Raw genomic sequence first — 12993 nt, 5'->3', positions numbered from 1 at the left:
GAGCGTTTGGCTCAGCCCTTGGCGGCCATCGCCGTGACTTCCACCCGCATGCCTTCGACAGCCAGCGCCGCCACGCCCACTGCTGCGCGCACAGGCCAAGGCTTGGCGAAGTAGCGCTTGTAGACTTCATTGAACGCGGCGCGGTCGGCCATGTCGGTCAGGTAAATGGTCAAGTGCATGACCCGGTCAATCGAGCTACCGGCGCGTTCCAGGGCAACCTTGAGGGCTTGCAGGGTGCATTCGCTTTGCAGGGTGATGTCGCCCAGCTCCAGGCTACCGTCGGCGCGGGTGGGGATTTGCGTGGAGACGAGGATGCCGTTGAAGCCGATGACGTCTGAGGAGATGGAGTCGGGGTCGAGGTCGGGGGTGAAGGCGAGGTCGTGGTTGGCCATTTAAATCTCTTTTGGGTAAGGAGTGTAGAATCCCGCACAATCTTCGCTTCAGGATCGGATGGGGTCAATGGAAGGAAAGCAGCAAGCCATGGATGTGCTCAGCGGTTGGCGGGCGTTTGTCGACGCAACAGGATTAGCCAAGAGCCGAGTCAAAGGCCTGGATATTTCCCAGGAACAACAGATCAGGTTTTCCCGAGATACCGTACAGGAAGACATCGCCGGTTTTAGCTTCTCTCTCTCCGAGCAGCAGTCGAAAGATCTGAAACAACGGTTTCTGAAACAGAACGAGCAAGGGCAAGACCAGGCCGAACCACTCCAACTGGGCTTTCCTCTGTTGCGCGTCGTTGAGGGAAAAAACACCTTTTTTGTACCGCTCTTCCGCTACACATTGCCGGACAGTTGGCACACACAGCCTCAACTTGAGTTATGCGTGCCAGTGAAGCAAGGTGCCGACGTCGCGCCGGACATTGCGGCGTTTCGCGAGTATCTGGATGTCGACATCGAAGAGTTGGGCGCCGAACGCCACATGATGAGCATCGCGGCAGCCTGCATGGGCGAGCAGCGCGACGACTTCATTGGCTTGTTCAAGCTGTTTTTGCCTTGGGTCATCCAGCGCCTGAGGGACTTGGGCGCCAAGGGTGTTTCTCTGGAACACCCGATGACTGCCCTTGTGTGCCCGCAAGTCAATACAGACTACAACGCCAACGAACAACTCAAGGACTACAAGGTTCTGCTCGAAAGGGCAGATCTGTCTGCGTCGCCCCTGTTGCAACAGTATATTGAGAACCGCTCAGCCAACATTGGCACCACTCCTGCTGCCTTTTCGCGCTTTCCTTACGGACTGTTTGAGCACAAGTACCCTCTGGGTCGTGGCCAAATGGCAACACTGGCCCAGGTCTCCAGCGGCGCCTCCCTGCTGGCGGTGCAAGGCGCGCCAGGGACGGGGAAAACCACGCTTTTCAAGTCGCTGATTGCCAGCCAGATCGTGGAACGAGCCCTGGCTTGCATCGCTGGGAATGATCACAACCTCGGGCTGGTGGTGACCTCCACGGCGAAAAAAGCCGTCGAGAACGTCATTGATGACCTGCGCAAGGACGCCTGCCTCAAAGACGTCAAATGGTTGTACTTCCTTGGAGGTGACAAAGCGCAAGTCGCGACGCAAGTCGAGCGCGTAAACGCCTTGTTGGTACAACTGGATGAGCAATCCTACGAGAAGGACAAGCAGCTTCAGCTTGCCACGCAGATCGCCAAAACCAAGCAGTTGATCGACCACGGGTTTTCTCGGTTTAGCCATTTGCAGCACGCACTTAACCAGGCGCAGGCAGCATTTGCGGGGCTGCCGCCCGAGGCCTTCATTGAACGCCTGGAAGCCCTCACACGCGATGTACTCGACACTGGCCTGACACTTGAGTTACTCCGCGAGCAGGAACAACTGACGGACATCAACGTTCTGGCGCAACGCTGCTCCGCCGCGCAAGGCACCCTGTCTGCCGAGAGGGAAGTGCATGCCCGGGCGCAGAAGCGGCTGGCACGCAGCTTTGGCCATTTGATCGACGCGCCTTTCCCCGAGGCCGACTATCAAGCCTGGGTCGAGAGCGAGTTAAGTGGAACGCTTGAACATCACTTCGCCGACTACCCGACAGGCGTGTTCGCGCCATTGTTGGGCTGGCTGTTCAAAGCCAGGTACGTTCGTGCTCACGAACACCTGAAAAAGACCTGCGCCGCGGACTTTTCCGCCTACAAATTGGCTGACCTTGATCACACGCGACTGGCAGAACTGGCAAGAAATCGCCGGGAGCTGTTCAAGGCATCCGATATCCCGGAAGTGTTGAAAACCTTGACCGCAGGCGCGCCGGGGACAGAGCGCGAAAAAGCGCTGGTACAACTTGCCAGGAAAATCGAGGAGCTGAGCGCAGGCATCAATGCCTGGAAGCGGTTCAAGTCGGCACGGGACATCCTGCACACCGAGTTTCCTGAGGGCGACTGGATTGAGGTGTTACGAACTCGCTTTATCGTGCAGCAACGGACGCTGTTCGAAAGCGCCATTGATTATCTGTGGCAGGCGCTATTACGTAAAAAAACAGCGTTGGCTGAAGTGCTGCCTCTGTGGTGCAACCTGCTCAACGGCCAGCAGGACGCAGGGTTCTACAAATGGAAAGACAAGCTGGATGAGTTCTATTGCCTCATAACCCTCGCCTATCCGGTCATGGCCTCGACACTGGCGTCCGTGCAGAAACTGGCGGGTTATAAGCTGAACCATTTGAACGGGTTTACCCCCTATCAGCTCAGCCTGGTGGATGAGGCGGGAATGATCTCTGCTGAGTCCCTCGTACCGCTGTTGGCTCGCAGCCGAAGGGCCATCGTGGTAGGCGACCCTTTGCAGATCGAACCGATTCGAACCCTGGGCCACGCCATGGCGCGAAAGCTCAAGGATCAGTACTTCGCTGATAACGGCCTGTACGAGGCAGTCTCACCCATGCTGGTCACTGCTTATCACCGTGCTGCGGGGACGCTGACGGGCGCCATTAACGACACTGGCAACGGTATGGTTCTTGAGGAGCACCGGCGCTGCCAGCCCGCCATCGCCCAGCTGTTCATGGAGATCGCCGGCTACACCGGGGTGCAAGTGTGCACCGGCAGCCCCGAGCCGCGCATCCAGGAGGCCTGCGATAACATGGGTGGGTTCAACCTGATGTTTTACGGCGTACAGGGTCGCAAAGACCGAATGCCCAATACCAATCAGGATGAAGTTGAAGCCATTGGTTTATTGCTGGATAAGCTGGAGACCGCCGGCTACGACCTGACCGAGGACATTGGCATCATCACGCCTTACTCTAACCAGAAGCAGCTACTTATCAAGGCTTACGGTGAGCGACTCAACCATCGTCAAGCGCTCAAGATTGGTTCTGTGCATCAATTCCAGGGCGTCGGTTTTGAGGTGATTATTTACTCGCCGGTCATTTTTCAACGGTCGGACTCCGACAAGTTCCAGAATGACAAACCCAACCTGTTGAATGTGGCCGTGTCGCGGGCAAAGCAGCAGTTCATTGTGGTCGGCAATCAGCAACGGCTGCTGACAGCAGGTAAGTCCCTGGCCAAACTTGCCAAGAGTTGCTCCGCGTCATTTTTCGTCAGCATGGAACACCAGAGCCCATCGTTCGCCAGTGTTACATCCAATGGCATAAAGCACTATTTCGACTGCGATCACATTGACGCATTTGAAACACTCCTCTCACAAAGCCAGCGTTCATTCACCGCCGTTGTGCCATGGATCCGTCAGGGTACGAACCAGAATCATCCTCCACTCAATCTGCTTCGTGCAGCGAAAGAACGCGGCATTGCGGTCACGATTTACTATGGCTATTACCGGGAAGGAGACACCAATGCCGATAATAGCGACCCAGGACTCATCATCGCCTACCGTAGGGCGCTGGGCACTGAGCGCGTCATCCGTCTCCCGGAAGGTACTCATGAAAAGATCCTGTTGGTAGATGACCAGGTCGCCACAGTGGGCAGTTGGAATTGGCTCTCTCATAGCTATTATCAAATTTGCCAGGCGCCTGCGAGCAGGCGGTTGGCATTGCGTAGGGAAACCAGCGTTGAACTTCGCGACCCGCAGTTGATTGAGCAGTTGAAGGCTCGTATTGGTCACGGCCATTAGTTTTTCCCGAGAACCGTACTCTGTCCGGTAGTTATATAGGGGCCAACCCAAGTTAAAGAACCAGTGAAGGGTTGGTTAAATAAAATTCACTAGGCTCTAGCGCACACTGCTGTAGTTTTGAAACTGTCTTAGCCGCTCTGCTTCGACAACATCCTTTGGTTTGCCGCCGCAGTCTCTGCGGCGGTTTTTTTATGGGCGCTGATGTATATCTATTTAACTGATTTATAAAGTGGCACTTTGATAGTTGCCCGAATAAAACTATCGGTGCGCGGAGACGGGCTCGTGCCTGCCCCATTTCGCATAACTGCTGTGCAGCATAAGGGATTAATCCACCACCGCCGAATGCCTATAGTCCTCTCACCGCCGCAACGCCCACGGGCCGTTGCGAAATCCAGCCGTAGATTGAGGTGATCATAATGAATAGCGAATTCAAGCCTGATGTGACCGATACCCAACCCCTGCACCTGCTCGACGCCGAGTACTTCGAATACAGCAAGGCCGCCAACCCCATCAGCGCCAACCTGATCACTCGCATTCCCTACCACAGCTTTCCGGCCTCGCTGTATGACAGCGGCCCGTCCCGGGTGGTCCCGCTGGACCTCAGTGATGCACTGGGCTGCGAAGGCCCGGCGACCGGGCCGGGGCTGTGTGCGAACTTCATTCGCCTGAACGCAGGCGACACGCTTAACCTGCAACCCAACGCCACTTCACAGGTGTTTTATGTCATCGCGGGGCAGGGCAGTGTGGTCCAGGGCGAGCACCGCATCGACTGGACCAAAGGCTGCTTCATCGCGCTGCCAGGCCTGCAGCCAGCGCAGTTCAGTGCTTCTGAGGATGCGCGCCTGTACTACGTCCACGATGAGCCGCTGTTGCGCTACCTGGGCGTGACCCGCAGTGCTGATCGCTTCGTGCCGACGCTGTATCCCGCAGAACTGGCCAACGCAAAGCTGCGCGAAGCCGCCGATGATCCCCGCGCCCAGGATCGCAGCCGTATCAGCATCCTGCTGGGCAATCGCAACTTCCCGCAGACTCGAACCGTGACCCATGTGCTGTGGGCGATGTACGGCATCCTGCCGGCCGGGTCGATTCAAAAGCCTCACCGGCACCAATCGATTGCGCTGGATTTCATCATCGATTGCCCGAAGGGTTGCTACTCGCTGGTGGGCACCGAGCTGGACGCCGATGGCCAAATCCGCAATCCGGTGCGGGTCGACTGGTCGCCGGGCCTGGCGTTCGTCACACCCCCAGGCTACTGGCATGCCCACTTCAATGAGTCCGACACGGAAGCTTTCCTGATTCCGATCCAGGACGCCGGGCTGCAAACCTATCTGCGTTCGCTGGATATCCGCTTCAGTTGAGACGTTTCCAGTGCGGTGTTTCGCCTAGCTGCTCGACGATAAAGTCGATGAAGCACCGCACTTTGGAAGACACGATGCGCTTGGGCGGATAGACGAACCACACCGCCGGTTCGCGGCCGGCGATCCGGACAGTCCACTCCGGCAACCACACCACCAGCTCGCCGGCTTCAACAGCCTTGGCCACCAGCCAGTCGGGCAGCAAGGCAAATCCCAGGCCTTGTTGCGCGGCGATCAGCTGTGCGTCGAGGTCGTTGATGCGGATAGCGTCTTTATGCACCAGCGGCGACACCTCATGCCCGTTGGCAAACGCGATATCCGCCGCGATATCTCTCCCCAGAATCACCGGCAGCGCCGCCAGTTCCGAAGGAACGGACGGCGCCGGATATTCCCGGCAAAACCCCGGGCTGGCCACCAGCCGGTAGCGCTCATCGCAGATTTTGCGCGCCTTCAAGGTGGAATCCGCCAGGGTTCCAATACGAATCGCCAGGTCCGCGCCGGCATGAATCAGGTTGACGTGGCTGTCGTCCAGCACCAGTTCCAGCTTGATCTGCGGGTAGCGGGCCAGGAAGGCATTCAAGGTGGGAAGGATATGGTGACGGGCAAAGGCAGGCGGCAGGTTGAGCTTGAGCACGCCCCGTGGGTGCTCGTTCAGTGCGGAGGTGGCGGCCTTGGCTTGTTCGAGTTCATCCAGTACCCGGCGTGCGTGCATCAGAAACATCTGGCCACCTTCAGTCAGGTGCAGCGTGCGGGTAGAGCGGTTGAACAGGGCGATGCCGAGGTCCTGTTCAAGGTCCTTCACGTAGCGGGAAACCGTGGACGCCTTGATGCCAAGCCGGTCGGCGGCGCGGGAGAAGTTATTGCCCTCGGCGGCTTCGACAAAGGCGGTTAACGCAGCGAAGTAATCCAAGGGCGGCCTCGATCTTGACGGTGGGTTGCCGTGCGCTACAGCGGCGTCAGCACATTCATTACGGTGTCCAGCGCGACCCGGGTATCGTCCAGTTGCACCAGGGAGGCATGCCGCGCGCCGAGGGCGTCACGGTTCTTGATCGCCGTGAGGATCGCCTTGTGCCGAGGCAGGCTGAGGCCCTGGATGTCGGGGCGACGGTTGGTGATGTTGATGGACTCGCGAAGTGGCAGCGACAGCATGTTGCACATGTAGGCCAGCAAGTCGTTGCGGGTCGCATCGGCAATTGCGCGGTGGAAGTCCAGGTCGGCCTGTAACAGCGCGTCGTGGGTATTGGCGGTTTCCATGCCGAGGTAGGCTTTTTCGATGGTGGCAATGTCGGCGTCGGTCGCGGTGGTCGCAGCCATGGCGGCGATTTCCGGCTCGAGGATCCGACGTACACCGGCCAGGGTGTTGAAAAACTCGCTGTGGGGCGTCGACTGCATCAGCCAGGACAGCACGTCCGGGTCCAGCAAGTGCCACTGCACCCGAGGGCGCACCACAGCGCCGACCTTGGGCTTGGAAATCACCAGGCCCTTGGCGCTCAGCACCCGAGTCGCCTCGCGCAATACCGAGCGGCTGACCTTGTACTCCTCGCATAAGGTCGCCTCCATGGGCAATCGTTCTTCCGGCTTGAAGCGTCCGGAAACGATGTGCATGCCCAAGTCCTGAACGATTTGGGCGTGCATGCTCTTGCGCGGCTTGGTCGGCTGCTGATCCATAACAGGGAGGCTACTCTGGCGAAATAGGCGGCATCATAGCACTGCTCCCGTCCCAATTAGTGGGAATGACGCGGCACTTCAGCGCCACGGCAGCCCACCAGGAAGTCGAAATCGCAGCCCTGGTCGGCCTGCAGTACGTGGTCGATGTACAACTGACGGTAGCCCCCGACAATCAGCTGTTGGGGCGGCGCAAGGTCGGCCATGCGCGCGGCCAGTTCGGCGTCCGGGATATCCAGGTGCAGGCGGCCATTGGCGCAATCAAGCTCGATCCAGTCGCCTTCCTTGACCGTGGCCAATGGGCCGCCGGCCGCTGCTTCCGGTGCCACGTGCAGCACCACGGTGCCGTAGGCCGTACCGCTCATGCGTGCATCGGAAATCCGCACCATGTCGGTCACTCCCTGGGCCAGCAGTTTGGCGGGCAAGCCCATGTTGCCGACTTCCGCCATGCCCGGATAACCCTTGGGCCCGCAGTTTTTCATCACCAGGATCGAGTTGGCATCCACGTCCAGCTCCGGGTCGTTGATGCGTTCCTTGTACATGTCGAAGTTCTCGAACACCACGGCGCGCCCGCGATGCTGCATCAGCTCGGGGCTGGCGGCCGAAGGCTTGAGCACCGCACCCAGTGGCGCGAGGTTGCCCCGCAGCACACAAATGCCACCGTCGGCGCGGATCGGGTTGTCGAGGGTACGGATCACTTCGTCCTGGCCGTAGATCGGCGCTTCCCGGGTGTTTTCCCCCAGGGACTTGCCGTTGACGGTCAGGGCGTTCGGATGCGGGATCAGGTTGGCTTCACCGAGGCGGCGCAGCACCGCCGGCAGGCCGCCGGCGTAGTAGAACTCTTCCATCAGGAAGCGCCCGGACGGCTGCAGGTCGACGATGGTCGGCATGCCACGGCCCATGCGGGTCCAGTCGTCCAGGTCGAGCTCGACGCCGATACGCCCGGCGATGGCTTTCAGGTGAATCACCGCGTTGGTCGAGCCGCCAATGGCGGCGTTGACGCGGATCGCGTTTTCGAAGGCCTCCTTGGTCAGGATCTTCGACAGCTTCAAGTCTTCACGCACCATCTCTACCGCACGCATGCCCGACATGTGCGCCAGTACATAGCGGCGCGCATCCACCGCCGGAATCGCCGCGTTGTGGGGCAGGGAAGTGCCGAGTGCTTCGGCCATGCAGGCCATGGTCGAGGCGGTGCCCATGGTGTTACAGGTGCCTGCCGAGCGGGACATGCCGCCTTCGGCCGCGAGGAAATCGTCGAGGGTAATGGTACCCGCCTTGACCTGTTCGCTGAGCTGCCACACCACGGTACCCGAGCCGATGTCCTGGCCCTTGTGCTTGCCGTTGAGCATCGGCCCGCCGGTGACGACGATCGCTGGCACGTCGCAACTGGCAGCGCCCATCAGCAGCGCCGGGGTGGTTTTGTCACAACCGGTCAACAGCACCACGCCGTCGATGGGGTTGCCGCGAATGGCTTCCTCCACGTCCATGCTGGCCAGGTTGCGGGTGAGCATGGCGGTGGGGCGCAGGTTCGATTCGCCGTTGGAGAACACCGGAAACTCCACGGGAAAGCCGCCCGCTTCAATCACCCCACGCTTCACATGCTCGGCAATCTGGCGGAAGTGCGCGTTGCAGGGCGTCAGTTCCGACCAGGTGTTGCAGATCCCGATGATCGGTTTGCCATGGAACTGATGATCGGCAATCCCCTGATTTTTCATCCAGCTGCGGTACATGAAGCCGTTTTTATCGGCGGTACCAAACCAGCTGGCGGAGCGCAGGACGGGCTTTTTCTCGGACATGGTCGACTCTCTTATTGTAAGACTATATTGATCTAATCCTGGCCTAACATAGGCGTAAATTCGACGCTTTGGAAGTGTTGTTGATTAAATAGTAATACTATATAGTCCGATTCAACGAGGCCTGGCCCTGGCGGATTTCCGCGAGAGGCGACCCGCAATGCTCTATAAAAATAACAATCGGAGACTGCTCACATGAGCCAGGAACTGCGGCTGATACGTCGCATCACGCTGAAACTGATTCCCTTCCTGATCTTGCTGTACCTGATTGCCTACGTGGATCGCTCGGCCGTGGGCTTCGCCAAATTGCACATGGGCGCGGATGTCGGCATCGGCGATGCGGCGTATGGCCTGGGGGCTGGGCTGTTCTTTATTGGTTACTTCCTTCTGGAAATCCCCAGCAACCTGATGCTCGACCGTTTCGGCGCGCGGCGCTGGTTCGCGCGGATCATGGTCACCTGGGGAGCCATCACCATCGGCATGGCATTCGTCCAGGGCCCCCACAGTTTCTATGTGATGCGCTTTCTGCTGGGCGCCGCCGAAGCCGGGTTCTTCCCGGGTGTCCTCTACTACATCACCCAATGGTTCCCGGTGCGCCACCGCGGCAAGATCCTCGGGTTGTTCATCCTGTCCCAGCCCATCGCCATGATGATCACCGGCCCCGTGGCGGGCGGCTTGCTCGGCATGGACGGGATGCTCGGCCTGCACGGCTGGCAGTGGTTGTTCATCGTCATCGGCACCCCGGCGATCCTGCTGACCTGGCCGGTGCTGCGTTATCTGCCGGACGGCCCGCAACAGGTCAAATGGATGGACCAGGCCGAGAAGGACTGGCTCACCGGCGAGCTGGCCAAAGACCTGCAAGCCTATGGTCAGACCCGGCACGGCAACCCGCTGCATGCCCTGAAGGACAAACGCGTGTTGCTGCTGGCGCTGTTCTACCTGCCGGTGACCTTGAGCATTTATGGCCTGGGCCTGTGGCTGCCGACCCTGATCAAGCAGTTCGGCGGCAGCGACTTGACCACCGGCTTCGTGTCGGCAGTGCCGTACATCTTCGGGATCATCGGTCTGCTGATTGTGCCCCGCAGTTCCGACCGCCTGAATGATCGCTACGGCCACCTCGCGGTGCTTTACGTGCTGGGGGCCATCGGCCTGTTCTTCAGCGCGTGGCTGACGGTGCCGCTGTGGCAACTGGCAGCGCTGTGCCTGGTGGCGTTCGCGCTGTTCTCGTGCACGGCGGTGTTCTGGACCTTGCCGGGACGGTTCTTTGCCGGCGCAAGTGCGGCGGCGGGCATCGCCTTGATCAACTCGGTGGGCAACCTCGGCGGCTACATCGGGCCGTTCGTGATCGGCGCCCTCAAGGAGTACACCGGCAACCTCGCGTCGGGCTTGTACTTCCTGGCGTGCGTGATGCTGTTCGGGGTGGTGCTGACGGGTGTCGTCTATCGGCTGCTGGAGCGCAAGCACGTACTGCCGCCGGACCAGTTCGCCGCCAGCGCCCGTGGCGCCACCCGTACTTAATTGGCAATCAGGAGAAGACTCATGGGTTTAGTGCAGTTTGAATTGAGCAGCGGCGAACGCCGGGTGGGCGTGGTCGAGGGCGGGCAGGTGCGCGAGGTGCGCGCCGCACGCATGGTACATGACCTGGCACTTGCCGCCATCGAGGCCGGCGTCACCTTGCAACAGCAAATAGATCACCTCGGCCTGGGCGAGAGCCACGACTACGCCGAACTGCTGGCCGGGCACAGGATCCTGCCCCCGCTGGATCATCCGGACCCGGCGCACACGCTGGTCAGCGGTACCGGCTTGACCCACCTGGGCAGTGCGGCGGCGCGGGACAAGATGCACCAGAACGCCAGTGACGAAAGCGCGATGACCGACAGCATGCGCATCTTCAAATGGGGCGTGGAGGGCGGTAAACCGGCTTCTGGCCAGGCCGGTGTGCAACCGGAGTGGTTCTACAAAGGCGACGGCAGCATCGTGGTGCGCCCGGGCCAGCCTTTCCCGTGGCCGGCGTTTGCCGAAGACGCCGGCGAAGAGCCGGAAATTGCCGGACTGTACGTCATTGGTCACGACAGCAAGCCGTATCGCCTGGGCTACGCGGTGGGCAACGAGTTTTCCGACCACGTGATGGAGCGCAAGAATTACCTGTACCTGGCCCACTCCAAACTGCGCAGTTGCAGCTATGGCCCCGAGTTGCGCCTGGGTGAACTGCCCCAGCACCTGGCGGGCACCAGCCGCATCCTGCGCAACGGCGAGGTGCTGTGGCAGCACGAATTCCTCAGTGGCGAAGCCAACATGTGCCACAGCCTCGAGAACCTTGAATACCACCATTTCAAATACACCCAGTTCCTGCGCCCAGGTGACGTGCATATCCACTTTTTCGGCACCGCAACCTTGTCGTTTGCCGACGGCATTCGTACCCAGCCAGGCGATGTGTTTGAAATCAGCCAGGCCGAGTTCGGCGCGCCCTTGATCAACGGCATTGCCGTGGCCAATGGCGGCGCCGCACCTGGCGACATAGGCACCCTTTGAAGGAGACAGGCATGACCCGGATTTACGGCCACAACTATATCGGCGGCCAGCGCAGCGCCACCGGCAGCGTCACGCTGCACAGCGTCGACGCCACTACCGGCGAAGCGTTGCCCTATGATTTCTACCAGGCGACGGCGCAGGAAGTCGACGCGGCAGCCAACGCTGCAGCGGCGGCTTACCCGGCCTATCGCAGCCTGAGCGCGCAGCATCGTGCGTCGTTCCTGGAGGCGATAGCCGATGAACTGGACGTCCTTGGCGATGACTTTATCGCCTTGGTCTGCCGCGAAACGGCGTTACCCGCCGGGCGTATCCAGGGCGAACGCGGCCGTACCAGCGGCCAGATGCGGCTGTTCGCCAAGGTGCTGCGGCGCGGTGATTTCTACGGGGCGCGGATCGATCTGGAGCTGCCGGATCGCCAGCCTTTGCCACGCCCGGATTTGCGCCAGTACCGCATCGGTCTCGGGCCGGTCGCGGTGTTTGGGGCGAGTAATTTTCCCTTGGCCTTTTCCACTGCCGGTGGCGACACCGCCGCCGCGCTGGCGGCCGGCTGCCCGGTGGTGTTCAAGGCCCACAGCGGCCACATGGCCACTGCCGAGCGGGTCGCCGATGCGATCATGCGCGCGGCGCAGAGCACCGGCATGCCCGACGGCGTGTTCAACATGATCTTCGGCGGCGGGGTGGGTGAAGCACTGGTCAAGCACCCGGCGATCCGCGCCGTGGGTTTCACCGGCTCGCTCAAGGGTGGCCGGGCCCTGTGTGATATGGCGGCGGCACGTCCGCAACCGATCCCGGTGTTCGCCGAGATGTCCAGCATCAACCCGGTGATCGTCTTGCCCCAAGCCCTGCAAACCCGGGCAGACAGCATCGCCCGCGACCTGGTCGCCTCGGTGGTGCAAGGCTGCGGCCAGTTCTGCACGAACCCGGGCCTGGTGATCGGGATTGCCTCGCCAGCATTCACAGGCTTCACCCAACAGGTCGCCCAACTGATCGGCGACCAGCCGGCGCAAACCATGCTCAATGCCGGCACATTGAGCAGCTACGGCAAAGGCCTGCACACGCTGCTGGCCCATCCCGGCATCGAGCACCTGGCGGGCCAGGCGCAGGCCGGCAATCAGGCGCAGCCACAGCTGTTCAAAGCGGATGCCGGCCTGCTGATCAACGGCGATGAAGTGCTGCAGGCAGAAGTGTTCGGCCCCACCACCGTGTTCGTGGAAGTCGCCGATCAGGCGCAATTGAGTGCCGCGTTGCACGGCCTGCATGGCCAACTGACGGCGACGATCATTGGCGAGCCGGCAGATTTCACCCAGTTTGGTGAGTTGACGCCGCTGCTGGAACAAAAGGTCGGCCGCATCCTGCTCAACGGTTATCCCACCGGCGTCGAGGTGTGTGACGCGATGGTCCACGGCGGGCCTTATCCGGCGACTTCCGATGCCCGTGGCACCTCGGTGGGCACTCTGGCAATCGAGCGTTTCCTGCGACCGGTGTGCTTTCAGAACTACCCTGATAGCCTGCTCCCCGACGCGCTGAAGAATGCCAACCCGCTGCGCATTCAGCGTCTGGTAGATGGGCAGCCGTCGCGCGACGCGCTGTAACCG

At 60.7% G+C, this 12993-nt stretch carries 9 protein-coding genes; 5 read left to right on the top strand and 4 right to left on the bottom strand.

All coding sequences use genetic code 11. The features are described from left to right. Positions 1–11: 11 nt before the first annotated feature. Positions 12–392, bottom strand: coding sequence for a RidA family protein (locus ACUN0G_RS29170; protein ID WP_003217799.1), 381 nt, complete (start codon positions 390–392; stop codon positions 12–14). 67 nt (positions 393–459) lie between these two features. On the opposite strand from ACUN0G_RS29170, the gene ACUN0G_RS29165 reads away from it, so the two are divergent. Both ACUN0G_RS29165 and ACUN0G_RS29160 read left to right on the top strand, forming a co-directional pair. Beyond that, complete coding sequence (locus tag ACUN0G_RS29165) at positions 460–4053, top strand: AAA domain-containing protein (protein WP_445575051.1); 3594 nt, start codon at positions 460–462, stop codon at positions 4051–4053. A gap of 416 nt (positions 4054–4469) precedes the next feature. Continuing rightward, positions 4470–5411 (top strand): cupin, encoded by a 942-nt coding sequence (locus ACUN0G_RS29160; RefSeq protein WP_445575050.1) that lies wholly within the window; start codon positions 4470–4472, stop codon positions 5409–5411. Here ACUN0G_RS29160 and ACUN0G_RS29155 read toward each other — a convergent pair. Genes ACUN0G_RS29155 through ACUN0G_RS29145 form a run of 3 tightly spaced genes read right to left on the bottom strand, consistent with a single transcriptional unit; the run spans position 5404 to position 8869 of the window. Beyond that, entirely contained in the window at positions 5404–6318 is a 915-nt protein-coding gene (locus ACUN0G_RS29155; RefSeq protein ID WP_445575049.1) for a LysR family transcriptional regulator, read from the bottom strand. The two genes, ACUN0G_RS29160 and ACUN0G_RS29155, sit on opposite strands and share 8 nt — an antisense overlap. A 35-nt stretch (positions 6319–6353) precedes the next feature. Then, on the bottom strand, positions 6354–7076 hold the full coding sequence (locus ACUN0G_RS29150) for a FadR/GntR family transcriptional regulator (protein WP_258346076.1): 723 nt from the start codon (positions 7074–7076) through the stop codon (positions 6354–6356). A gap of 56 nt (positions 7077–7132) precedes the next feature. Continuing rightward, positions 7133–8869, bottom strand: coding sequence for an IlvD/Edd family dehydratase (locus tag ACUN0G_RS29145; protein ID WP_017480274.1), 1737 nt, complete (start codon positions 8867–8869; stop codon positions 7133–7135). A 192-nt stretch (positions 8870–9061) separates the two neighbouring features. Between ACUN0G_RS29145 and ACUN0G_RS29140 the strand changes: the two genes are divergently transcribed. From ACUN0G_RS29140 to ACUN0G_RS29130, 3 genes are read left to right on the top strand one after another with little or no spacing between them, the layout of a single operon-like run. Beyond that, a complete protein-coding gene (locus tag ACUN0G_RS29140) occupies positions 9062–10384 on the top strand; it encodes an MFS transporter (RefSeq protein WP_421552692.1) in 1323 nt (440 codons plus the stop codon). A gap of 21 nt (positions 10385–10405) precedes the next feature. Next, positions 10406–11398 carry an AraD1 family protein gene (araD1, locus tag ACUN0G_RS29135; protein ID WP_445575048.1) on the top strand — a complete coding sequence of 331 codons (993 nt, stop codon included), beginning with the start codon at positions 10406–10408 and terminating at the stop codon, positions 11396–11398. A gap of 11 nt (positions 11399–11409) precedes the next feature. Next, the gene (locus ACUN0G_RS29130; protein ID WP_445575047.1) at positions 11410–12990 is read left to right on the top strand and encodes an aldehyde dehydrogenase (NADP(+)); all 1581 of its coding nucleotides are present in this window, start codon (positions 11410–11412) and stop codon (positions 12988–12990) included. The last annotated feature ends 3 nt before the right edge of the window (positions 12991–12993 follow it).

The sequence above is a fragment of the Pseudomonas sp. 32A genome, from assembly GCF_052682255.1.
The sequence above is the reverse complement of the archived record's forward strand: the minus strand, read 5'-3'. Positions and strand labels throughout refer to the sequence as shown.

What these genes read in the sequence shown, in the direction of transcription:
- ACUN0G_RS29170 (WP_003217799.1), bottom strand. Translation starts at nt 392, where the DNA reads ATGGCCAACCACGACCTCGCCTTCACCCCCGACCTCGACCCCGACTCC.
- ACUN0G_RS29165 (WP_445575051.1), top strand. Translation starts at nt 460, where the DNA reads ATGGAAGGAAAGCAGCAAGCCATGGATGTGCTCAGCGGTTGGCGGGCG.
- ACUN0G_RS29160 (WP_445575050.1), top strand. Translation starts at nt 4,470, where the DNA reads ATGAATAGCGAATTCAAGCCTGATGTGACCGATACCCAACCCCTGCAC.
- ACUN0G_RS29150 (WP_258346076.1), bottom strand. Translation starts at nt 7,076, where the DNA reads ATGGATCAGCAGCCGACCAAGCCGCGCAAGAGCATGCACGCCCAAATC.
- ACUN0G_RS29145 (WP_017480274.1), bottom strand. Translation starts at nt 8,869, where the DNA reads ATGTCCGAGAAAAAGCCCGTCCTGCGCTCCGCCAGCTGGTTTGGTACC.
- ACUN0G_RS29140 (WP_421552692.1), top strand. Translation starts at nt 9,062, where the DNA reads ATGAGCCAGGAACTGCGGCTGATACGTCGCATCACGCTGAAACTGATT.
- araD1 (WP_445575048.1), top strand. Translation starts at nt 10,406, where the DNA reads ATGGGTTTAGTGCAGTTTGAATTGAGCAGCGGCGAACGCCGGGTGGGC.
- ACUN0G_RS29130 (WP_445575047.1), top strand. Translation starts at nt 11,410, where the DNA reads ATGACCCGGATTTACGGCCACAACTATATCGGCGGCCAGCGCAGCGCC.